21 protein-coding genes are annotated in these 22,262 nt (G+C 50.9%); 11 read left to right on the top strand and 10 right to left on the bottom strand.

The genetic code is table 11. From position 1 onward, the window contains the following. The first annotated feature begins 371 nt into the window (after positions 1–371). A complete protein-coding gene (locus ACYVH9_RS05000; RefSeq protein ID WP_460635197.1) occupies positions 372–1,712 on the top strand; it encodes a tetratricopeptide repeat protein in 1,341 nt (446 codons plus the stop codon). 65 nt (positions 1,713–1,777) lie between these two features. Here the strand turns inward: ACYVH9_RS05000 and ACYVH9_RS04995 are convergent, their stop codons facing one another. Next, positions 1,778–2,548, bottom strand: coding sequence for an AMP nucleosidase (locus tag ACYVH9_RS04995; protein ID WP_460635196.1), 771 nt, complete (start codon positions 2,546–2,548; stop codon positions 1,778–1,780). Positions 2,549–2,645: 97 nt separating this feature from the next. On the opposite strand from ACYVH9_RS04995, the gene ACYVH9_RS04990 reads away from it, so the two are divergent. Continuing rightward, the gene (locus ACYVH9_RS04990) at positions 2,646–3,089 is read left to right on the top strand and encodes a type I restriction enzyme HsdR N-terminal domain-containing protein (protein ID WP_460635195.1); all 444 of its coding nucleotides are present in this window, start codon (positions 2,646–2,648) and stop codon (positions 3,087–3,089) included. A 60-nt stretch (positions 3,090–3,149) separates the two neighbouring features. Here the strand turns inward: ACYVH9_RS04990 and ACYVH9_RS04985 are convergent, their stop codons facing one another. From ACYVH9_RS04985 to ACYVH9_RS04970, 4 genes are all read right to left on the bottom strand, one after another. Beyond that, positions 3,150–3,824: a YceI family protein gene (locus ACYVH9_RS04985; protein WP_460635194.1), complete on the bottom strand. Its 675-nt coding sequence runs from the start codon at positions 3,822–3,824 to the stop codon at positions 3,150–3,152. A gap of 63 nt (positions 3,825–3,887) precedes the next feature. Then, the gene (locus tag ACYVH9_RS04980) at positions 3,888–4,349 is read right to left on the bottom strand and encodes a MarR family winged helix-turn-helix transcriptional regulator (RefSeq protein WP_460635193.1); all 462 of its coding nucleotides are present in this window, start codon (positions 4,347–4,349) and stop codon (positions 3,888–3,890) included. Between the two features lie 142 nt (positions 4,350–4,491). Next, positions 4,492–6,411 (bottom strand): hypothetical protein, encoded by a 1,920-nt coding sequence (locus tag ACYVH9_RS04975; RefSeq protein ID WP_460635192.1) that lies wholly within the window; start codon positions 6,409–6,411, stop codon positions 4,492–4,494. Between the two features lie 368 nt (positions 6,412–6,779). Beyond that, positions 6,780–6,926 (bottom strand): hypothetical protein, encoded by a 147-nt coding sequence (locus tag ACYVH9_RS04970; RefSeq protein WP_460635191.1) that lies wholly within the window; start codon positions 6,924–6,926, stop codon positions 6,780–6,782. A gap of 85 nt (positions 6,927–7,011) precedes the next feature. Here ACYVH9_RS04970 and ACYVH9_RS04965 point away from each other — a divergent pair, with 85 nt between their 5' ends. The 5 genes from ACYVH9_RS04965 to ACYVH9_RS04945 all read left to right on the top strand — a co-directional run bounded on the left by ACYVH9_RS04965 (position 7,012) and on the right by ACYVH9_RS04945 (position 9,964). Then, positions 7,012–7,596 (top strand): Maf family nucleotide pyrophosphatase, encoded by a 585-nt coding sequence (locus ACYVH9_RS04965; protein WP_460635190.1) that lies wholly within the window; start codon positions 7,012–7,014, stop codon positions 7,594–7,596. A 91-nt stretch (positions 7,597–7,687) separates the two neighbouring features. After that, the gene (gene moaC / locus ACYVH9_RS04960; RefSeq protein ID WP_460635189.1) at positions 7,688–8,158 is read left to right on the top strand and encodes a cyclic pyranopterin monophosphate synthase MoaC; all 471 of its coding nucleotides are present in this window, start codon (positions 7,688–7,690) and stop codon (positions 8,156–8,158) included. Beyond that, entirely contained in the window at positions 8,136–8,756 is a 621-nt protein-coding gene (gene mobA, locus ACYVH9_RS04955) for a molybdenum cofactor guanylyltransferase (RefSeq protein ID WP_460635188.1), read from the top strand. Before moaC ends, mobA begins: the two co-directional genes overlap by 23 nt. Positions 8,757–8,785: 29 nt before the next feature. Next, on the top strand, positions 8,786–9,262 hold the full coding sequence (locus ACYVH9_RS04950) for a nucleoside deaminase (RefSeq protein WP_460635187.1): 477 nt from the start codon (positions 8,786–8,788) through the stop codon (positions 9,260–9,262). Between the two features lie 39 nt (positions 9,263–9,301). Further along, positions 9,302–9,964 carry a thiamine diphosphokinase gene (locus tag ACYVH9_RS04945; protein WP_460635186.1) on the top strand — a complete coding sequence of 221 codons (663 nt, stop codon included), beginning with the start codon at positions 9,302–9,304 and terminating at the stop codon, positions 9,962–9,964. A gap of 4 nt (positions 9,965–9,968) precedes the next feature. On the opposite strand, the gene ACYVH9_RS04940 is transcribed toward ACYVH9_RS04945, so the two are convergent. Further along, on the bottom strand, positions 9,969–10,853 hold the full coding sequence (locus ACYVH9_RS04940; RefSeq protein ID WP_460635185.1) for a DMT family transporter: 885 nt from the start codon (positions 10,851–10,853) through the stop codon (positions 9,969–9,971). A gap of 113 nt (positions 10,854–10,966) precedes the next feature. Further along, positions 10,967–14,374 carry a putative type IX secretion system sortase PorU2 gene (porU2, locus tag ACYVH9_RS04935; RefSeq protein ID WP_460635184.1) on the bottom strand — a complete coding sequence of 1,136 codons (3,408 nt, stop codon included), beginning with the start codon at positions 14,372–14,374 and terminating at the stop codon, positions 10,967–10,969. Between the two features lie 272 nt (positions 14,375–14,646). Between porU2 and ACYVH9_RS04930 the strand changes: the two genes are divergently transcribed. From ACYVH9_RS04930 to ACYVH9_RS04920, 3 genes are all read left to right on the top strand, one after another. Continuing rightward, the gene (locus ACYVH9_RS04930; RefSeq protein WP_460635183.1) at positions 14,647–15,069 is read left to right on the top strand and encodes a PadR family transcriptional regulator; all 423 of its coding nucleotides are present in this window, start codon (positions 14,647–14,649) and stop codon (positions 15,067–15,069) included. Between the two features lie 37 nt (positions 15,070–15,106). Further along, positions 15,107–17,665, top strand: a complete 2,559-nt coding sequence (locus tag ACYVH9_RS04925) for a PspC domain-containing protein (protein ID WP_460635182.1) — start codon at positions 15,107–15,109, stop codon at positions 17,663–17,665. A 93-nt stretch (positions 17,666–17,758) separates the two neighbouring features. Beyond that, positions 17,759–18,511 carry a head GIN domain-containing protein gene (locus ACYVH9_RS04920; protein ID WP_460635181.1) on the top strand — a complete coding sequence of 251 codons (753 nt, stop codon included), beginning with the start codon at positions 17,759–17,761 and terminating at the stop codon, positions 18,509–18,511. A 120-nt stretch (positions 18,512–18,631) separates the two neighbouring features. Here the strand turns inward: ACYVH9_RS04920 and ACYVH9_RS04915 are convergent, their stop codons facing one another. The 3 genes from ACYVH9_RS04915 to kdsA form a co-directional block, all read right to left on the bottom strand. After that, the gene (locus ACYVH9_RS04915) at positions 18,632–19,666 is read right to left on the bottom strand and encodes a phytanoyl-CoA dioxygenase family protein (protein ID WP_460635180.1); all 1,035 of its coding nucleotides are present in this window, start codon (positions 19,664–19,666) and stop codon (positions 18,632–18,634) included. A gap of 241 nt (positions 19,667–19,907) precedes the next feature. Beyond that, a complete protein-coding gene (kduI, locus tag ACYVH9_RS04910; protein WP_460635179.1) occupies positions 19,908–20,738 on the bottom strand; it encodes a 5-dehydro-4-deoxy-D-glucuronate isomerase in 831 nt (276 codons plus the stop codon). A 61-nt stretch (positions 20,739–20,799) separates the two neighbouring features. After that, complete coding sequence (gene kdsA, locus ACYVH9_RS04905) at positions 20,800–21,609, bottom strand: 3-deoxy-8-phosphooctulonate synthase (protein ID WP_460635178.1); 810 nt, start codon at positions 21,607–21,609, stop codon at positions 20,800–20,802. Positions 21,610–22,002: 393 nt separating this feature from the next. Between kdsA and ACYVH9_RS04900 the strand changes: the two genes are divergently transcribed. Next, positions 22,003–22,239 carry an acyl carrier protein gene (locus ACYVH9_RS04900; RefSeq protein ID WP_128547485.1) on the top strand — a complete coding sequence of 79 codons (237 nt, stop codon included), beginning with the start codon at positions 22,003–22,005 and terminating at the stop codon, positions 22,237–22,239. The last annotated feature ends 23 nt before the right edge of the window (positions 22,240–22,262 follow it).

Genomic DNA, 22,262 nt, shown 5'->3' with positions numbered 1-22,262 from the left:
ATCCCTTTATTCAACTTGTGTACCAATCCCAAAAAAAGAATTATTAATGCCATTTTGTCATAAAAAGTCTTATTTCCTTAAATAAATATGACATATTGTCATAATAGCGGAATAGTTTTGTCAGCAACTGGCCAAAATAGAGCTCAGTTCAGGTGCACTTCTGTAAAGACATCAATTGCATTCTGGCAGGGTCCGACAAAACCTTACTGGTTTCGTTTATTTACTTATTTACAAATACGGTTACACAGACGTAAGAAATAGAGCAATGGCCTAGTAAGAGACAAAATTTAATGCAAGCGTTTGTTGATGCATAGACAATCAAGTCTTAATTTTATCCCATAATTGCCTTCTGTTCAACCGTAATTCTACTTATGTTTACACTTTACCGTTCTCTTTCCTTTCTATTTTGCGCCTTACTTTGTCCATTACTTTTGCAAGCCCAGCAGACGGCAGCTAATTTTTTTGACGCCGGTATCACCAAAAGTAAATCGGGCGATTTTGTGGGTGCTCTGCAAGATTTCAGTATGGCCATCGGCTCCAACCCCGAAAACGCCCCCAGCTACTACAACCGTGGGCTTGCCAAAGCCAATTTGAAAGACCACCGTGGCGCCATTCTGGATTACGATCGGGCTATTGAGCTAAACGCAAAAGACGCGCTGGCTTACCTAAGTCGTGGGGTGAGCAAAAGCAAACAGGACGACCACCGCGGGGCCCTGTTAGACTTCAGCCGGGCTATCGAGCTGGCTCCTGCCGATGCGCAGGCTTATTATCACCGGGGAGTGAGTCGCAGTCGTTTGGAGCAGTACCGGGGCGCCCTCCAGGATTTTTCAAAAACCGTTGAACTGGACCCTAACAATCCGCTGGCACTCTATGCCCGTGGGATTACCAAACAGAAACTGGATGATTTTGCGGGGAGCTTGCCCGATTTTTCAAAAGTAATTGAGCTCACCCCCAAACGCGCCCAAGCTTATGCGGGCCGGGGGTTTTCGCTGGTGCAGCTGGGGCAATATCAGAAAGCCGTTGACGACCTCACTAAAGCCGTTGAACTGGCTCCCGAAGATGGCGAATCTTTTTATAACCGGGGTTTCGCCAAAAACAAACTGGACGATCATAAGGGAGCTTTAAACGATTACGCCCGGGCGATTACGCTCGATGCAACCAACTACCGCGCTTATTACGGCCGGGGATTCAGCCGCGACAAACTGGGTGATCAGCGGGGAGCCATTCAGGATTTTAACATGGCCATCGAAACGAAAAATGACAATGTTGAAACGAAAGTGGTGTACAACGGCAAAATTTCAAAAACCGTACTGGATGGATTGCGGAACGCCGTGCGGCCAAAAAATAAAATCGATGCCCTCTCAACCGAGCGACCCGAAGCCTATTTCAACCGAGCCGTTAGCCGCAACAAAATCAACGACACCAAGGGAGCGGTGGCCGATCTGAACAAAGCCATTGAACTCAACCCAACGTATTCAGAAGCTTATTTCACTCGTGGACTGATCCGCTCACAACAGGGCGACCAGAAAGGCGCCATTCTGGATTGCAACAGCGCCCTCCAGCTCGACCCCAAATACGCCGAAGTATACTACGTCCGTGGTATCATCCGGCACAGCCTCGGTGACGAAAACGGCGGCTGCCTCGACCTCAGCAAGTCCGGTGAACTCGGTTATGCGCCGTCTTATAAGGCGATTAGCGATTACTGCAATTGAGGTAAGAGTTATGAATTAAGAGTTATAAGTTGCTGTTTCAAAGTCTACTCATCACTCTTAATTCATCATTCAAATCTAAGGTGTTTCACCGATTCGCCGGAGGTCGCTAGTTCCTGAAGAGCGTCGATGCCAATTTGCAGGTGTTTCTCAACGAACAGGCCTGTCACGCGTTTGTCGCTTTCTTCGGTTTTGACGCCTTCCGGCACCATCGGATTATCCGAAACCAGCAGCAAGGCCCCGTGCGGAATGGAATTGGCAAAACCGACGGTAAAGATCGTCGCGGTTTCCATGTCAATCGCCATCGCCCGGATTTCCACCAGGTAATTCTTGAATTTTTCGTCGTGCTCCCAGATGCGTCGGTTGGTTGTATAAACCGTACCGGTCCAGTAATCCATCTCGTGCTTTTTGATCATGGACGACACCGCCCGTTGCAAACGAAACGACGGTAACGCCGGAATTTCGGGCCGCAGGTAATCGTCGCTCGTTCCATCGCCCCGAATGGCAGCAATCGGCAGGATCAGGTCGCCGACCAGCGTTTTTTTCAACCCTCCGCACTTCCCCAAAAACAGCACCGCTTTTGGACTAACGGCTGTCAGCAGATCCATAACCGTGGCGGCCATAGCGCTGCCCATTCCAAAGTTGATGATGGTGATATTGTCGGCGGTGGCGGTTTGCATGGCCCGCCCCAAACCAAATATTTCGGTGTCGAATTTCTGGGCGAACAGCTCAACATAGTTGATAAAATTCGTCAGCAGAATATATTCGCCAAATTGCTCAATGGGCGTTCCCGTATACCGGGGCAACCAGTTGCGGACAATCTCGCTTTTTGTTTTCATAGGCTACGCGGGAGCAAGGCTGGAAAAAAGAGCCGATATGAGCCGGATTTTTTCCCCTGCCCTACTTCCTTTCCTTCTTCGTTCCTTACTTTTGGTTATGGAATCGCTAAACCTACCGGTTTTTGAGTATAATACGAAGCAGATCGACGGAAAACCGTATATTTTCGATGTGCTCCGAAAGAAGTACGTCCTGATTACACCGGAAGAATGGGTTCGGCAGCACGTTGTCCATTTGCTGCTCAATCAGTATGCGTATCCGAAAGCCTTAATCCGCATGGAAGGTGGCCTGAAACTCAACCAATTGCGAAAACGAACGGATATTCTGGTTTTTGACCGCGCCGGAAAACCATTTCTGCTGGTCGAATGCAAAGCCCCCCAGATTACTGTCAACCAACAGGTATTCGATCAGATTGGCCGTTACAACCACGTCCACCAGGCTCCTTATATTGTGGTCACCAACGGTCTGACCCACTTCTGCTGTTGTGTTGATTACCAGCTCAATACCATTGATTTTCTGGATGACTTACCCCGGTTTGAATAACTAAAAAAACCGCGCCCTGGTAACCAGGAGCGCGGTCGTTGATGAAGTTACGAGGGGTACTTATTTCGCTTTGGCGGCTGAAGCGTTGTCGGCGGTGGCCACAATGTTCATATCAACGGTAAAGTCATCATAGATCACTTTGTCGCCCAGGTTGTCAAAGAACGACTTCGAACCGTACTTAATATCGTATTTCGCCCGGTTGATGGTGGCTTTTCCCGTTGCGGTCAGGGTATTGCCTGCCACATTAACGGTTACCGGGAACGTCACCGGGTGCGTAATGCCTTTAATCGTCAAATCGCCGGTTACGTCGGCAGTGTTGCCGCTGGCACCTTTTACTTTCGTGATTTTGAAGGTAGCAACCGGGTGTTTGGCAACGGAGAAAAAGTCGTCTGATTTCAGGTGATTGATCAGCTTGTCGTGGTACTCTTTGTTGTCTTTCAGGTCGGTACTGGTCATCGTGCGCAGGTCAATGGATACCAAACCTCCGGTCAATTTGCTGCCGTTGACGGTCAGGTAGCCTTTTTCGGCTTTAACCGGCCCACTGTGCTCGCCCGTCACTTTTTTGCCATTCCAGGTCAGCACACTCTTGTCAACGTCAATATTGTACGTTGTTGTTTTGGCTACGGTAGTTTTGACAGTTTTGTCATTGCCACGGTCAGTTGTTCCGCTTGCTGCTACAGGGTTGCTCACTGCTACGGCGATAGCGACAAACCCAACTAAAATTTGCTTGTACATGAGATTGAATTTAAGGTAAATGAAGTGGTGAATTATGAGTAATTGATTAAAAAAGTAAGCGCGTTATTCCGACGATCCCCGGAGTTTGTCCAGCAGGTGGTTCAATTGCTCGGCTTCCGCTTCCGAAAGATTATGAAACCGTTTTTCCCACTGGTTCTGGTGCTGATCCATGATTTTCAACAAGTCCAGCCCCTTCTCCGTGATCACCACATCGACCGCCCGGCGATCATTCGGGCATTCGGTCCGCTGGGCCAGTTCTTTCAGTAAAAGCTTATCGACCAGCCGGGATGCGTTCGACATTTTATCCAGCATCCGCTCGGTGATATCCGCCACTTTGACCGGACTGGGATATTGACCGCGCAGAATTCGCAGGACGTTATACTGCTGGATGGTTAAACCGTAGGGCTTTAGCAACTGCATCTGCTCATCGCAGATCCATCCATTTGTATACATCAGATTGACCGTCATCTTGTGATAGGGAGAACGGAATGATGTAGTCTGTTTTATGTCATTTTCAATTGGCATTGTCATTCGTACTAAGAGAGAAACGGTACCTCCGGTTCAGTTGCAAAATAAACTATTTAACCCCGAATTCCCATTTTCTGATTAACGTTGCAAATATAATGTTTATACATTTAATGTAACAACAGTATATCAAAAAAAAGTTTCAGCGAAATGGAATTATTTCGGGTGCCGAAATATCGAAGTCACGAAAGCGGGCGGCCGGAACCCCCTCAAAAGCAGGTCGGAAGGGAGCTCTATTGCCCGGAATATTGGGGTACCACGCCAGACGAATCTGAAAACTATTGAAGGTCAGGTTTTCGTTCCGGAGCCGGAAGGCCAAACCGTAGCCCTGGTACAACGGCCCCTGAAACAGCCGTTTGGTCTGGTAGCTCACCAGGCCTAAGGTTGCGAACGTAACAATAGCCACCCGAAACCCAACGATATTGAGCCGGGAGAACAGAATATTCTCCAGATTGGTCAACAGCAGCTTCGTTCCCCGCAGATTATCGTTGTTGATCCCGAGCCGGTCCCGGCCACTCAGCGTAACAAACTCGTTGCTAAACCGCTGTGCACCCATCGTATACCGCAGGTTCACGAAATGCCGCCAGTTGCCCCAGGTGGTAGTGCGCAAGGGAGTAAAGTAGCTTGATTCCAGCGTTAGAACACCCTGCTCCAACCCTTTTTCCTCGCGAAAAAAACTGCCAATGTTGATAGCTCCGAACAGGTAGCCAAACGATTCGAGGTAATGGGCTTTGGAATATTTAAAACCAATGTACCGGCGTTTTCCCAGTTCAGCGTTATCATACCCGACAATAATTGCGGCCAGACTCCCGTAAGGCACATCCTCCGTACGCCCAAAACCGTAAATCAACACATCCCGTGCGTAACGCCGACGCGACAGACCGATGGTAAACAAAGTGGCGTTGGTATTCTGAAACAGCTGATTGGTATCGGCCCGAATTTCCGGACGATCCGTAAATGCAAGCCGGGTAAACCGGGCCGCCACCACCAGCCGCGTCCGGTCGTCGCCTTCGCCCAGAAAACTAAAAAACGGTCTGAAAGCGTAACCTGCCCAAACATCGTTGTAGTTGTAATTCAGCCGGATGAGCTGTGCGCTGTCTTCGGAAAAAACCGCATAGCGGGGAAAGCGGTTGTGGCTCACTTCGATCGAACCGGCCCACTTGGTATCCGGAGTCAGAAACGGGCGGTAAAACCGTACGGCATACTGCTTCAGGTCGCGGGTCTCGATCAAGTCGGCCTGCCCCGTAAAGAAGGTTTTCCCAATGTACGGAATAATGTAGCGGCCCCGGTATTCGAGTTTTTGAAACGGATCATCGGCATTGTAAAGCACCTGATTACTGAAGGTATGCGCCAGTCCCCGAAAGTTCCGCTGATCCAGCCGCAGGTCGAAACGGTTGAAACCGCCCACGCTCCCCGACGGTGTCAGCGACCACACATCCTGGGTAATGACGTACACATCCACAAATCCCTGGCTATCTTCGTGCGGAACCACAATGATGCGGGCATCGTGGAAAACATTGGTATTCCGCAGCAGCCGCTCGTTGTCGCGCAATGTATCCGGACTAACCCGGTCGCCTTCCTCAAAGAGCAAAAAGGAGCGCCGGATCACACCTTCGCGGGTATCCGCATGAAGCCGGTTCGCAAACCGTTCGAGCCAGCTCCGGGGCTTGCGAAGGGTATCATACACGCTGGGTCCTAACACCTCAAGCCGCCGGATGTAGATTTTACGGATTACCCGGCCCTGGTACGCGGCAAAAGGATTCGTCTCAATTTCATTGACGTCACCGGTTTTGATCCGGCTGTTGTACATGTCATGAAACAGCAACTTGTGCAGCTCCCGGGTGATTTTACGCTTAAACATGCGGTTTTTCAGGGTCGTGTAGAAAACGCTGTCGCGCACCGCCGTTGCACTGTCCCGGGCTGCTTTGGCCAGCGAATCATCCTCCGTAGGCAACCCATTTTTGGTGTCAGGAACCGGAATTTTAATCTCCTGCGCCTGCGCCGTCCAACCCGTTAGCAATAGCCATACCACCATTAGCCATCCCGTTCGCAGGGGAGGCATAATCGCGGAGTCGGTAAAACGATGGCAGATTGCGTTCACGCTACTATACTTCTTTTTTCATCCAATAATCTCGCTGTTTGCAAAAGCCGATGGTCTGCTCATTCCGCTCCCAAACGCCCAGCTCACCGGTTTTCTATCCGCCCAAAATGGCGTAGCCCGAACAGTGTTCCATCGATTGCCTGCCGCGCCCATTCCTATCTGGGTATCCAGCACAGACAGACGCTGAATTCCAAAACCCTTTTGCCCCTTTCGTCGTCGCGGAGGGCAGTTTTGACGCCATTTGGCATACCTTACCAACGCCTGATCAGCACTAAAAGCCAGAAAAAAGTTATTTTGAGGATCAAGAAGTTCAACACGCACTTGTTCCTTCAAAAAACACTCGCTATATACGCTTCCGCCCACTCAGCCGGATTGTGCGATAGCCCAAAAGCTTCCGGCGTCGTTTGAATTACCAGCCTGATCAGCATTTCAGCCTCCTCCGGTGTTGCCGATCGGATTTGAAAGGGTATTTTCAAGACCAGTTTAGTTAGTAAGTTTGCAGGGGATAGATACAGTTAGCCCCTAAACAGTTTAAAGTATACAAAGATTTTTTCGAAATCCATGCAATTGACCCGGCCACTGGTGTTGGCATCTAATTCGCCCCGGCGGCATCAGCTGCTGCGAGAAATGGGCTGTACATTCCGTGTTGAAGTTCGACCGACCGATGAAATCTTTCCGGCCGATATGCCCCCCGTGGATGTTCCGGCGTTCCTGGCCCGGCAAAAAGCCGACCGGTTTCGGGACGATCTGGGTGATCAGCTGGTGCTATGCGCCGACACGATTGTGGTTGTCGATGCCGATATTCTGAACAAACCCGCCGACGCCGACGAAGCCATGCACATGCTCCGACGGCTTTCGGGTCGACCGCACCAGGTCATGACGGGCGTTTGCCTGCTGTCGGCCGAAGAAACGGTTTCGTTTACCGACGTCGTGACGGTTTTTTTCAATCCCCTCGACGAGTACGAAATTCAATCGTACGTTGAAAACTACCGCCCGTTCGACAAAGCAGGTGCCTACGGGGTGCAGGAACCCATCGGCATGATCGGCATTCAACGCATCGAAGGTTCTTTTTACACCGTAATGGGTCTCCCCGTTCACCGTGTTTACCAAACTTTAAAGAAGTATGAATTAAGAGTGAAGCGTTAAAGACGGGGCCGCCCGGCGGTCAATGCTGCCAAAAAATCTGGTACCCGGCAAAGCGATTCTTCATTCATCACGCATCACGCACCACTTTTTTATGTTTTCCCACATTGATTCCAAAGGCAATCCATCCATGGTGGACGTTGGCGACAAAGCCGTTACCCGGCGAGTGGCCCGCGCCCGCAGCATCGTTGTTCTGAATAGCGAAATCATGCAACACCTGCAGGGGCAGGATATTCAGACGAAGAAAGGACCGGTTTTTCAAACGGCCATTATCGCCGGAACCATGGCCGCCAAACGGACGTCTGACCTGATTCCGCTCTGCCACCCGCTCGGCCTTGATAGCTGTAAGTTCAGCGTTACCACGGAAGGCAATGAGGTTATTATCGAATGCACCACGGCCCTCGAAGCTAAAACCGGTGTTGAAATGGAAGCGCTGGTAGGCGCTTCGGTGGCCGCCCTGACGGTTTACGACATGTGCAAAGCCTTTTCGCACGACATTGTGATTAAAGAAACCCGGTTGCTGGACAAAACCGGCGGTAAACATGACTTCCACCAAAATGCCTGAACCGGCTCCACTGCGGGGCCTGGTGCTGGCCGGTGGACGCAGTACGCGCATGGGTGTCGATAAAAGTACGATCAGCTACCACGGCAAACCGCAGTACGAACATGTGTACGACCTGCTGGCCCGGTATTGCGAGAAGGTTTTCGTGTCGGTCAATGCCGACCAGGATCGGCAACTAACTGGCAGCCGGTTCAACCGACTGGTGGATGACACACCGGTGGCCGGACCGCTGGCGGGTATTCTGACGGCTTTCCAGCAGCAATCGGCCCGGCACGCTTGGTTGGTGATGGTCTGCGACTTGCCGTTGTTCTCTGAACAGTCGCTTCAGAAACTGGTTAGAAACCGTAAAACCGATCAACTGGCAACGGCTTTTTGGGACAGCGACCACCGGTTTCCGGAACCATCGGTTTGTATTTGGGAACCGGCTGCGTATCCGGCCATGCTGCGGGCAATTGAAGAAGGAACGCCCTATCCCCGAACCATCCTGATGGCGAACGACATTGAATTACTGGAAATTGATGACGTTCGGGAATTCACCAACGCGAACACACCCGAAGCCGTGACCATCATCCGCCAGCAGTTACAAACCCGAAAACCGTAGTCGGAACGGTTTTTACCACATCAATGGATATGAATGCACAAGACAACGATTTTTTGCGGGAAGCCATTCGGCTTGCCCAGGAAGGCATTGACACGGGCCAGGGCGGCCCGTTCGGTGCGGTGATTGTTAAAAACGGCGAGATTGTCGGGCGTGGCTGCAACCAGGTTACGTCCACCAACGACCCAACAGCCCATGCCGAAGTGGTGGCCATTCGCGATGCCTGCCGGAATCTGCAAACGTTTCAGCTAACGGGCTGCACCCTCTACACATCCTGCGAACCCTGCCCGATGTGTCTGGGCGCAATTTACTGGGCCCGACCGGAGCGCATCGTTTTCGGTTGCCTGCATTCCGACGCAGCTCAGGCGGGTTTCGACGATCATTTTATTTATCAGGAACTGGAAAAGCCCCGTGAAGCCCGCAGCATTCCGATGCAACAACGGCTCCGCGACGAAGCCTGGACGGTTTTTGAAGCCTGGATGACCAAAACCGATAAAAAGACTTATTGAATGATTAAAGATTCATAGTTCATTCGTCATTCCAAAAACATGTCTTCTCATCACATTGTACGCGATAAACAGGAACCGGCGCTGCTGATTGCCAACGGCGAGAGCTGCAACCCGGAATTATTGGGACAACTGCTCGAATGGAATCCGTTCGTGGTGGTACTCGATAATGCCATCTGGCGGGTGCTCGATCTAGGCATTAAAGTAGATGCACTACTGGGTGATTTCGACGACCAACCCGACTTCGAAATCGTCCGCGAACGGCAATATCCCATTGAAATTCTGCATACCCCCGATCAAACCAAAACGGACCTCAACAAAGGCATCGAATTCCTGATCGAACGCGGTTTTCCGGCAGTCAACATTGTGTGGGCTACGGGCCGCCGGGCCGACCATACGATCACGAACCTGACCGACATGGTCCGGTACAAGGATCAAATCAAAATTGTGATGATCGACGATCATTCGAAGGTGATTCCTCTGAACGGTTTCTTCGAAAAATGGTACGCCCAACGCACGCCCATTTCGCTCATTCCGGTGGGCGTGGTCGACGGTATTGTAACCGAAGGACTGAAGTATAACCTGAACGACGAAGCCTTGACGCTGGGCCACCGAACCGGCAGCAGCAACGAAGCCGCCGAAGACGGTTTTGTTCGCATTCAGTATCGTTCCGGCGACCTGCTGCTGATGGAATGCTGGGATTAAGGAATCAATCGACTTTTTTGGCAATATAAATTTGGGCAATTACCAGCAACGCAATGCCGTATTCGAGCCAGCCGATGTGTTCACCCAGCAGCCAGGCCGAAATTAGTAGCGTGAAAAAAGTTTGCAATAACTGCAGCTGCGAAACCAGCGCCACCCCGCCCATTGCCAGCCCTTTGTACCACGGTACAAATCCGAAGAGCTGGCTGAACAACGTAACATACACCAAGCCCACCAACGCGCTCTGTTCGACGGTTTGTGGAGGTTGATACGACCAGGCCACCAGGGCGGCCGGAATCGTGAGAGGGAGCACAATAACCAGGGCACAACAAATGACATCCAGACCGGAAATCTGTCTGGAAAGCTTCGCTCCCAGTGCATAAGCGAAACTGGCAAACAAAGCCGCAGCCAGGAGCAGCAAATCCGCCAGTTGCAGCTGTACTTCCTCCCGAAACAGCACATAGCCCAGAACCGTCAGACAACCACTGGCCGAAATGGTCCAGAAAAGTTTACTATGCGATTCCCGGTGAATAATAGCGCCAAAAATGGCCGTTGTCAGCGGCAGCAATGCCAGAACGATACCGGCATGAGACGAGGATGTCGACGCCAGCGCGACGCTCATCAACACCGGAAAACCCAGCCCCACACCCAGCGAAATACCCGCCAGTATACGGATGTGCTTCCTGATCAGGTAGAGTTTTTGCTGCTGCTGTAAAATAATCAGGGAAAGCAAACCCGCTCCAGCCAGACGCCCAAAACTGATCAGCCAGGGGTTGAAGCTCGACAAGGCCAGCTTGGTCATGGGAACCGTGAAACTAAAACAGATCACCCCGAGCAGTCCCAGAAAGAGGCCGTATTGGGTGGTTGTAAACGTGGATGGTACGGATTTCATCAATTCTTGGTCAACCGCAGGTAATCCGGCTGGCAAAGAAAACAAATCCCTTCCGCAATCAATTACGTCCATCCCGTTTTTATCGGTCGCCGTGGCACAAAAACCGTTGTACTTTACCGACTCAGCACCACCTTACCGGTTTTCTGTCGTCCATCATTCAACAGCAACTGCAACAGATAGACGCCATTGGGCACGGGCATTCCGCCCTGATCGGTTCCGTTCCAGAGGATGGTATTTTCGCCCACGCGAACCGGCACCGGCAGTATGCGAATCAAGTGGCCCTTCAAATTCCGAATCTGGAATTGGCCCTCTTCCGGCCGCTCGTTACCGACAATGGTAAACCGGAACCGGGTGTGCATTGAAAATGGGTTCGGCGTTGCCCGCACCACCGACAGACTATCCTCCGCTTTTACCCAAAACTGAATCTCGTAAGGTTCCGGGCCGGGTCGGTTGCCGCCCACATCCGTTGCGTGAACTTGTAACGTGTGCAAACCATCTGGCAGGTTTTGGGGACGGAAATGCAGGACAAACCGATTGTCGGGACCGGCGGGTTGCCAGCTGATCTCGGGACTACTGAACGATACACGCTCCAGCCCGCAAGTCACGCACGGTTTTTTCAGCAATACCTCGATTCCAACGGTATCCAGCCGAATCCGGTACGGATCTTCGTCCTGCAAAATGATTTGAATCAACGGGTTCGACGAAACCAGCGCATTATTCTGGATAAACAAACCGTCGAACGTCACGTCCAGCAACGGGTTGAACCGATCCGGCGGAAACCGCTGGCCCGAATCGGGCAACACGAGTTGATAGCCGTTTGCATCCCGTTTCAAATCAAAAACCAGCACATTGTTCGTTTCGTCCAGCTCATCAACCCGATTGTGGGGATCGATGGCCATTTCAAACCGACTGACTAGTTCTGTTTTGTTGTTCAACAGCAGCGAATCGGGTCGAAAAGCGTAGTCGACGGTATCCCGATACGCAATGGCTGTGTGTGTTTTTATCCCGTACGACCGCATGGCTCCATCAGCCTGCCGCTGCCGAACCGCCAGCTCTACTGGCTGGCCAGGCTCAAACCGTCCGGCATTGGTCACCACAATTTTCAGCCGTACGGAATCTTGCGTTGATTCGCTGGCCAACACATCTGAAGAATTGATACTAAAATCAGGCTTTATCAGGGGAAATAACCGCAACACCGGATCGCCCTGCAACACCATCTGATGCGCATTGGAGATGTCGTAAGGGCCATTATATTTTTCCAGTACCCGCCGGGTGGTTTCCTGCTGGATCAGTCCGATCGGTTTATTCAGGAAGGAGCTATCGGCAAACAACGTCTGGTAAAACTGTTGGGTGTAGGTTTCGAGCGGGCCGGAAAAACCCGAGCCGCTGTGCGCCAGAATGGCGATTGCGCCTTTATCGGGGGTCAGCAGCCAATCCGTCGAGAGATTTCCCACCGATCCAAAAAAGATATTGCCAATGCCGCAGCCGTTGAAGAACATCAGCGGATAGCGTCCTTTGTTGCGGTATCCGTAGGCCGGTTTGGATGCGTAGCCAAAATCCAGGTCGGTAACGATGGGTGACGAATGCCCGAAAAACGTCATTAACGAAACTCCCGCATTGACCGCTTGACTCACATCTATTCGCTCGACAGGCTCGTCGGTTTGCTTACCTCGGGTAGTGATGTTGGCCCCCACATAGCGTTGCCGGGCAGTTTGGCCCACCTGATCCAGAATGCGCCGGAAGGTCGTTTGCTCAAAAGCCGAATGTCCTCCGCTCAGGTGCAGCACTTGCTTACGCCAGGGTTCATTGGCGGGTGTTCGCTCAAACTCTTTTACTTTATCCAGGTACACCAAAATATCGGCGGGGCTTAGTGTATTGATTCGCCCGGTAGGAATGGCGGGCACATGTTCCGGATAACCGGCCAGCCCCGCGGTAAGTAGCAAATCGGACCCCGGCACGTTGCCAATGGTTGGCACCAGATCCCGGTAATACTGATCGGGACTCGTTCGGTTCGGATAGTAGGCATTGGCCCGACCAACCAGCAGCAAATATTTAGTCGTATCCGCCGATGCGGTTTTGTCCGTCAGCATATAGTCGGCAAACCGGCGAATAGCCAGCGGGGTGCGCTCGCCGTAACTGAACTGATTGAACAGTTGCTTCATGGTAACGACCAGCGTATCGTAGCCTCCGCCCGGCGCTGACGCCCGATAACCGGCGTATTCCCTGACGGGGTTCGCCACGTTTCCCACCGGCTTCATCAGTGACTCATGGCTGATCATTAAATAGTTGTGCTTTGCCGGATCCATTTTTCGAAAAACCGTTCGTTCCATTCGCGAAGGAATGAGAACTTGGCTACTGACCAGCAACCGGCGCTCGGTTTCGGTATCCGGAACCACCAACGTCAAAACCGTACTCGCCCGGGTTGCCAGCAAGCGCCGGGGCTGAGCCGGGTCGGTCAAGTCATAAATCTGGGGATTCGTGGAAACATCCGTCAGTTCAACCAAGGAACGGCCCTTCGGGTTGGGCAACAAATTCAGTCTTTTCTCCTTCGAATCGCCCAGACGAAACGATTGGGGATACCGTAACCGATAATAACTCACCGAATACCGGTCTGTTTCGAACGGCCCGCGCGACTGCGTAGCTACCGTTACTTCCTGCGTCTCCGATACCGAGTTCGACGGTATATCCACCAAAATCCGGGCCGTATTAAACCACTCGAACTGAGCGGTGGCCAACGGTTTTTGCCCAGTCGGCGGTTTTCCGGTAAACACATCCACTTGGTGCGTGGTGTTATCGCGGCCATTCAGCAGCAGGTCCAGCTGAACGGTTTCGGGAGCGGTCCGTACCCAGTTTTCAAGCCGAAAAGTTCGACTGACCAGGCTATCTTTTTTTAACAGAGGACCGGTATACCCCTCTCCTTCCTCAAAATACAGCTCGTTGGCCGACGGATATGGCGACGGCCCACCGTTGGCCTGGTTGTTCGAGATTTCATGGGTTAAAACCGTCAGTTGCTCGGCCCGGTGGTAAGCTTCCGGGGTGAGGCCGTTTGTGGTCGTATCGGTCAAAACCGTCATCCGTTTCCCCGGCTTGCCATCCAGACGCCAGGTTAGGAAGTAGGCCGCCGTGTCCGAATACATGCTGTAATATGAATGCGGTTGAGTGCCGGAAGGCCGGTACAGCACTGAATCCTGCTGACCGTCATTTCGCTCCCCGATGAATTCGAGGTAATCCTCCGCATCAAACCGCTGATCAGACTCACCGGCCACATAGATGGCCTGTTCGACACCCCGGCGAAACAGTTGCAAACTCAGGGGATCGATGGACGAGAGCACGATTCCGGCTTGCTGCAACTCCCTGGCGGTTAACCGGTAAAGTCCACTCTCTGAAACCGGAATCCGGTAGTAACTCTGTTCATAGTTAATCCATTCATTTCCAAATAAATTTGCTTGCGCACACAATTCATTAAAATAAACTAACCCTATAAAAAGTAGAATGGCGGCTTTCATACGACTGGCGATCATTGACAACTCAAATAAACTTACGAATATTTTGATCCCCAAATTAACCATTCAACGCGCGATTTCTTCCGTTCATCATTTCAGTTCCGTTCACTTCTCAAAGTACCTTGCATTGCATAGTACCTTTTTGTACCTTTGAACTATCAAAACTGGAAAAGGCCGGGAGCTGATTGGGCCCTTTATACGTAAACAACAACTGATGAATCATTACTTAATGCACTCGATAAACTGATCAGCTCCTGCTTCCATCAACGCTTTTAACGTCATGCAGTGATATGAATATTGAAAATGCTCAAGTGCAAATGCGGAAGGGTATCCTGGAATTCTGCATTCTGCACATCATCTCGCGGGGCGAAGTCTATGCTTCCGACATGCTGGAGGAGTTGACCTCCGCCCGCATTATGGTGGTAGAGGGTACACTTTACCCTCTGTTAACCCGGCTTAAAAATGCCGGACTGCTTGATTATAAGTGGGTTGAATCCACTTCCGGCCCTCCGCGGAAATATTACCTGCTGACCGAAACTGGTCGGGCGTCGCTGAAAGGAATGAACGATACGTGGCAGGAACTATCCGAATCGGTGAATTCAATTGTCAGTAAAACCGAAATGCACAAGGCAACAACCAACGGAATAACCCCAGCCGAGCCACCGGTTCCGACCATTGGCAACAATCCGGGTACACCATCGCAGGAAAACTGACCTAAACTCATCTCGACTCTTTCACACGCTTTTTGCCATGAAAAAGACCATCAGTATAAATATAAGCGGAGTAATCTTCCACATTGAGGAAGACGGCTACGATAAATTAAAAGGGTATCTCACGTCGATTCAACACTACTTCTCGACCTACGAAGACAGCCAGGAAATTATTACCGATATTGAAAACCGGATTGCCGAAAAACTGCTCAATAAGCTCAAAGCGGCCGAAAAGCAGGCCAACCCGCGGCAAGTCGTTACGCTGGATGACGTCAACGAGTTAATCCTGTCGATGGGAACCGTCGCCGATTTCGAAGCCATCGAAGAAGAAGATGTGATCGGAACGACGTCGGCCAGTGGCAGTCGCTCGCAGTCAACGTTTGAAACGGTTCCGCCGGTTAGCGAAAGCCGTTCGGGTAACGGAAATTTTGCCGGAAGCGGACCGGTTCCTCCACATTCTGGCAATGTGCCTCCGCGTAAACTCTACCGCGACCTGCGCCGGAAAATTGCGGGTGGTGTGGCTTCGGGCATCGCCAATTATTTCAACATTGACCCGGTTTGGGTACGGCTTATTTTCGTAACGCTCATCCTGGCGCTGCCGCCTTTCAGCGGGATATTCGGTAATGGCGGTGGCGAATTTTTTGGCAGCCTCTCCGGCTTTACGGTGGTTCTGTACATCGCCATGTGGATCGCCTTCCCGGGTTCGACCACGCTGGAAGACGACAAAAGCGTCAAGAAATTTTACCGCAACCCCGATGACAAAGTGCTGGGTGGCGTGGCTTCGGGCATCGCTGCCTATTTCGGGATCGATTCCGGCGTTGTTCGGCTGCTGTTTGTGCTGACCATTTTCCTGTTCGGTACGGGTCTTCTGGCGTACATTGTTCTCTGGATCATTTCTCCGCCCGCTAATACCTTAACCGAAAAGATGGAAATGCAGGGGGAGCCTATTACGCTCTCGAACATCGAGAGCAATATCAAGCGCAGCCTTGATATCAGCGAAACCGCCGAGGAAAGTACGCTGGCCAAAATTCTGCTGTTTCCGTTTCGGATAATCGCCATGATTTTCAACGGATTAGGAAGCGCCTTGGGGCCAATGGCGCGCGGTTTCATCTCAATTATCCGGGTGCTGGCCGGCGTGTTTCTGGTGGTGGTCGGTTTTGCGGTCATGATTGGGTCGCTTGGCGCACTAGGAACCATTTTTGGCCTGCAGGGTCTCAACTTTGGTGACAATGAGATTCTGTACATGATTCAGCGGGAAGTTCCGCCCCTGATGGTTCTTTCGGGCTTTATCACGGCTTTTTTACCGGGCCTGGGGCTGGCTATTCTGGGGCTGATGATCATTTCTCAACGGGCCATGGTAACAACGGCTATTGCGCTCACGCTACTATCGATCTGGTTTGCCGGGCTGATCGGTCTGGCGGCCACGGTTCCTCCGCTGGTCAGTGAGTTCAGAAGCCGGAGTCATGTTGAAGAAACCGAAGCGATTGCCCCTCCGGCGGCAATTCCCACGCTGGACATTAACGATATCTACGACAATAACGGCGACTTCCATACGTCGATCGAACTGGAAGGCATTGATGGTGCCAGCTGGAAACTTATGAAACGGCTGGAAGCGCAGGGACCCAATCGCCAGGCTGCTCAGCGCAATGCAAAAACCATTATTTATAGCTGGGCCGTTAAAGACTCCCTGATTCGTTTTGACAACGCGTTTGAAATTAAGTCGGGGTCACGGTTTCGGGGGCAGGATGTTGACGTGACGGTTTATATTCCCTACGAACGTCCTTTCCGAATGACAGAAGCATTTGCCCGTCATATTCGCAATGAGTTTGGCGAACAAGAGCTGGAACGCATGAAAAACTCACTCTGGAAGTTCAGCCGGGTCGATGGGTTGGTTTCACTGACTCACCCCCGCGAATTGAATGATGACCGTTACCGGGACGATTTCGACACCAACGACGCCATCGACGAGGTGCTCCGGAACGAATTGGGCGACGATTTCTTCAACAAAGGCGAATATACGCGCCAGTTTGAAGTGAGCAATTTCTCAAAAATTGATATCGGCGGAGCCTTCGCGGTACGGGTTAAACACGGTGACACGTTCAAGGTGGTAGCCGACGGTCGCGAAGAAGACATCGATGACTTGCGGATTCGGGTGGATAACGGCGAACTGCACGTTGAATACCGCAACGAAGGGCTTTTCAAATGGCGGAATCGCCGTCGGATTGGTATCACAATCACTATGCCAGACGTTAAATCCGTTCATTTCTCGGGTGCCACCCAATCCATCATCACCGGTTTTGAAACGACTGAAAAGCTGGATGTTGACTTGAGCGGGGCCTGCAAAATGTTGATTGATGCCAAAGCCAGTCAGTTGGACGTTCATTTAACGGGAGCATCGAAAGCAACGCTCCGGGGGCGTGTCAATCGTCTGGATGCACACCTGACGGGTGCCTGCAAACTCGACGCTACCGGCATGCATGTTGGTCAAGCCGATGTGCAGGCGACCGGAGCCAGCAATGCTGAATTCGGTACGGTTGACGACCTCCGTTCCAAAACAAGCGGGGCCAGCAGCGTCCACGGCCCCAACCGTCCAGAATAGTACCACGACCGAAAAGTAATTGATGCAGCAAAGGCATGCAACGTACCGGCCCTTTGCTGCATCTTTAGCTAAACTCCATAACTAGCATTCAGCATGAAAAAGCCTTTTTCGCTTTCTTTATTGACTTCCCTTCTGTTGTCGGCAAACCTGTTGTCGGTGGCAGCCATTAGCCCTTCAGGAACCGAACTGGCGGAAATGATGATCCTGACCGCGCAGGAAGAAACCCGCACCTTCAATGTCAGCAATTTCGATAAGCTTGATCTTGGCAGTGCGTTTACAATTCATGTAACGCGGGGAAACGGTTTTAAGGTTACAGCCTCAGGTCGTAATTCGGACCTCGAAGACCTGGAAGCCAAAGTTGTTAACGGCACGTTACAAGTGCGCTACAAAGACAAACTGGGCTGGAATCGCAACCGGCAGCGGGTTACCGTTAATGTGTCCATGCCCTCCTTGCGAGCGATTGATTTTTCGGGAGCCTCCCGTTCGGACGTAACTGGATTCCGCAACCTCAAAGAACTTGATATTGATATTTCAGGCGCGTCTTCCTCCACGATCGAAGTGGATGCCGAACGCCTGACGGTTGATCTCTCCGGCGCATCAAGCGTTACGCTGACCGGCCAGGCCAAACGGCTCGAAGGTGAAGTTTCGGGAGCCACCACGCTGAAAGCGTATGACCTGAAAGTAGCCAGTGCCAAGGTCGATTTATCCGGTGCCAGCAGTGCCCGGGTGCATGTCACCGACCGGCTTGATGCTGAAGCAAGCGGAGCCAGCAACCTGACTTACCGGGGCGCAGCTTCCATTCGGTCCAACACCTCCGGAGCCAGCTCCATCAAAGGTGTGGACTGACAAAATAAAGTAACTGTAGACAATGCATTACGAATAGAGATTGGTAGGATCAAAAGCGCCATCCGGGTTCGGATGGCGCTTTTTTTGAGAAGTTTCGCAGAAAACAAACGCAGAGAGGCCTTACTCAACTTCCTCGCCCCGCTTGAATGAGTTTTCGTACATCGCCAGCTTGGGGTCACCAAAAACGTCGGCTCCATTCAGGTTGTAGCGAACGGGTTCATTCACCAAATCATGACGGTGTCGGTAATAACCCAGATTTGATGAATAGTGACACACAAAGGACTTGCGCGTCAGCTCCGGATCCAGAATCGGTTCCCCGCCGTGCGCCAGCGCTGCGTGCCAGATCAACACATCCCCTTTTTTGATCAGCAGCGTCTTTTTTTCCAGGCCCAGCCGCTCACATTCGCCACTCAGGTAGCGGCCAAAATCCGTCGGATTTTTTGTTGATCCTTCGGTAAAGAAAATACCGTTCCCCCAATCGAACTTCCGGATTTTATGCGATTTGACGTAGTAATGCAGTTCTCCCGAACCGGGTTTAACATCTTCCAGTGCAATCCAGGCGGCTGCTAAATGACTCGGAACCTGCGGTACGACATACGGGAAGTCCTGATGGGTTTCCTGTTGCGATCCGTACAAAAACGTCAGGCTTTGCATGGCCACTACTTTCTGATTGAAGATCGCTTCCAGAAATGCCACAATGGCTTTATGCAACATCAATTTCTTCCCGGCCACCGACGCGTTATGAAAGTCCATAATCTTAATATACTGACCTTCAATAATTTCGCGTGGAACGTCGCGGATTTTCATGACGGGGTGTTTGCTATACTCCGGCCGGTCGATACGAATAGTAATATCGTACGATTTATGTTGGTCAATTAATTCCTGCACATCCGCCAGATAAGCCTCTATCAAATCTTCAGAAATCGCCTTTTCAAGAATTACATAACCGTTTTTATGCCAGAATTGCAGCTTTTCAGCCAGGTTGTAAGGCAGTTGAGCTGCTTTGGAAAATACTCTAACAAACCCTTCTATATCAGGATTAAGCTGGTCAATCCAGGGCAGGTTTTCAGTCGGAAAATCTTTTAGAACAGGAGCGGGAAACAGGTGTTTGTAAGCCTTCCGGGCTTTATCAACGGTTTGTTTGACGATGGACATAGCTTCAGATACCGTAAATGTGTAACCAAGGTTATTTATAGAGGATTTAATCGTCTGGTAGTCTTTACTGAAACTCAAAAAAATGCCATTAGAAACAACCGCTAAGGTCGTTTCCCGCTAGTCCATTACGTAATAATGACTCTCCTTATCGTATGATAATCTAAAGATAAATAATGATTTTTACTTTTTTGAATCGGGCACAAAAAAGTCTGGGAATTGGCATAAAGTACGAAAGCTGCCGTTAGCGAATAGTGCCCAATTGCACAAAATCCATATCCGTAAACGTATAGTTCTCACCAGCCATAGCCCAGATAAAGGAGTAACTGGTTGTTCCGGCTCCCGCGTGAATGGACCAGGGGGGCGAAAGGATGGCCTGTTCATTGGAAACAAGCAGATGGCGCGTTTCCTGTGGATGGCCCATAAAATGAAAAACACGCTGACTTTCAGGTATATCGAAATAAATATAGGCCTCCATCCGTCGGTCGTGTACGTGCGGTGGCATGGTGTTCCAGATGCTTCCGGATTTGAGCGTTGTCAACCCCATCACCAACTGGCAGCTTTGCAAACCGTCGGCGTGAATGTATTTGTAAATAGTCCGTTGATTAGCGGTTTCCTGGGCTCCCATCTCAGTAGGTGAAGCCTCCGCTGAAGTGAGTTTCGCCGTCGGACAATTCCGGTGCGCTGGCGTAGAGAGTAACGCAAACCTGGCGGGCTGGTCGGCCTGCGTGCTGGCAAAAACCACGTCCTGACTACCCAGCCCGACATACAGACAATCCTTTTTCGCTAGTTCATACGGTTGCCCGTCTACCGTTACCAAACCGTCGCCCCCAACATTGATAATTCCCAGCTCGCGTCGTTGCAAAAAGAAGTCCGCCTTTAGCTCCTCGTAGGTTGGCAGGGCTTGCGGTCCTTGAACGGGCATGATACCGCCCACAATCATCCGGTCATAGTGTGAATAAACCAGTTCAAAGGAGTCAGGTTGGAACAGGCTTTCGATCAAAAAATCCCGCCGGATGCGGTCGGTATCGTACTGTTTAAAATCAGTCGGATTGGTGGTGTAGCGAGTCTGCATGGTCAGCTTAGTTAGTCGTTCAAAGTAGAGTGATGGGCCAACGGTTTCTACTGTTCATCGCTTAGGAGATTGCACGTCGAATTCGCACCAGTTTCTCCAGCAACTCTTCCAACTGATTTAGCGGCAACATATTAGCACCGTCGGACTTGGCTTCTGACGGGTTAGGATGGGTTTCGATAAACAATCCATCAGCTCCAACTGCAATAGCCGCTTTAGCAATCGTAGCAATCAGGGCCGGTTTTCCACCCGTTACGCCCGAAGCCTGATTGGGCTGCTGCAACGAATGCGTGCAATCCATCACCACCGGCACGCCGTGCTGCTGCATGATCGGCAGGTTTCGGTAGTCGACAACCAGATCACCGTAGCCGAATGAATTTCCCCGATCGGTCAGAAAAACCGCTGCTTCCGGATTCACCGCCCTGACTTTTTCAACGGCAAACGCCATTGACTCTCCCGACATAAACTGCCCTTTTTTCACGTTTACGACCTTTCCGGTTTCGGCAGCGGCCGTGAGCATATCCGTTTGACGGCATAAAAACGCCGGAATTTGCAGCACATCGACATAGGAGGCCGCCAGCGTTGCTTCGCCGGATTCGTGGAAGTCCGTCAGGGTTGGTACGTCAAACGTCGCTCCTACTTCCCGCAGGATTTCCAAGGCCGGGAGATCACCGATCCCGGTGAACGAATCCAGTTTTGTGCGGTTTGCCTTGCGGTAAGACCCCTTAAAAATGAACGGTATTTCCAACCGATCGGTGATGGCAATCAGCTTCTGGGCAATTTCCAGCGCCAGATCGCGATTTTCAATGGCGCATGGACCGGCAATCAGAAAGAAGTTACCGGTGTCTGTATGTTTTAGTTTGGGAATGTTCACCGTTTTTTTGGCAAAAGTACGTAATTGGCCGGTTTGAGCAGCGATTAAAATGCCCGAGCCATTTGATCAATAACTTTTACATCCTTTCATTTGTTAATTGAAACAGCCGGATTGGCCGACGGTAGCCAAAGGCTTTTTTGGGGGCCTGAAAGGGTTTGTTTGGGGATTATGGAGGCATCGGTGTTATTTATTCGGTGACAGCCCCTCAGAACTATTCTCTTCTTTCCCGTTCATTTAACAAAAGAAATTTTATTTTGTAATAACCTGTTAATCTGTCTTTTTACGAAAAAAAACAAGCCTTTTTAAACGATCTACGGGAGAAAAAATTATTTGACAATACTATTTTTAATCTCTTTCTTTGCACAGTTTTTAGAACCCCAAACGCATACAGAAATGTCAGAAATTGCAGACAAAGTAAAAGCAATCATTGTTGAAAAACTGGGTGTTGAGGAATCGGAGGTAACGCCGGAAGCCAGCTTCACCAACGATCTGGGCGCGGATTCGCTCGACACCGTCGAACTGATTATGGAATTTGAAAAAGAGTTCAACATCTCCATTCCGGACGACCAAGCGGAAAATATCGGTACGGTAGGCCAAGCCATCTCGTATCTGGAAGAGAACGTGAAATAAGCCTTTCTTTTTGTAGTTCATTC

The organism is Larkinella harenae, from assembly GCF_054780515.1.
This window is presented reverse-complemented; position numbering and strand designations above follow the sequence as displayed.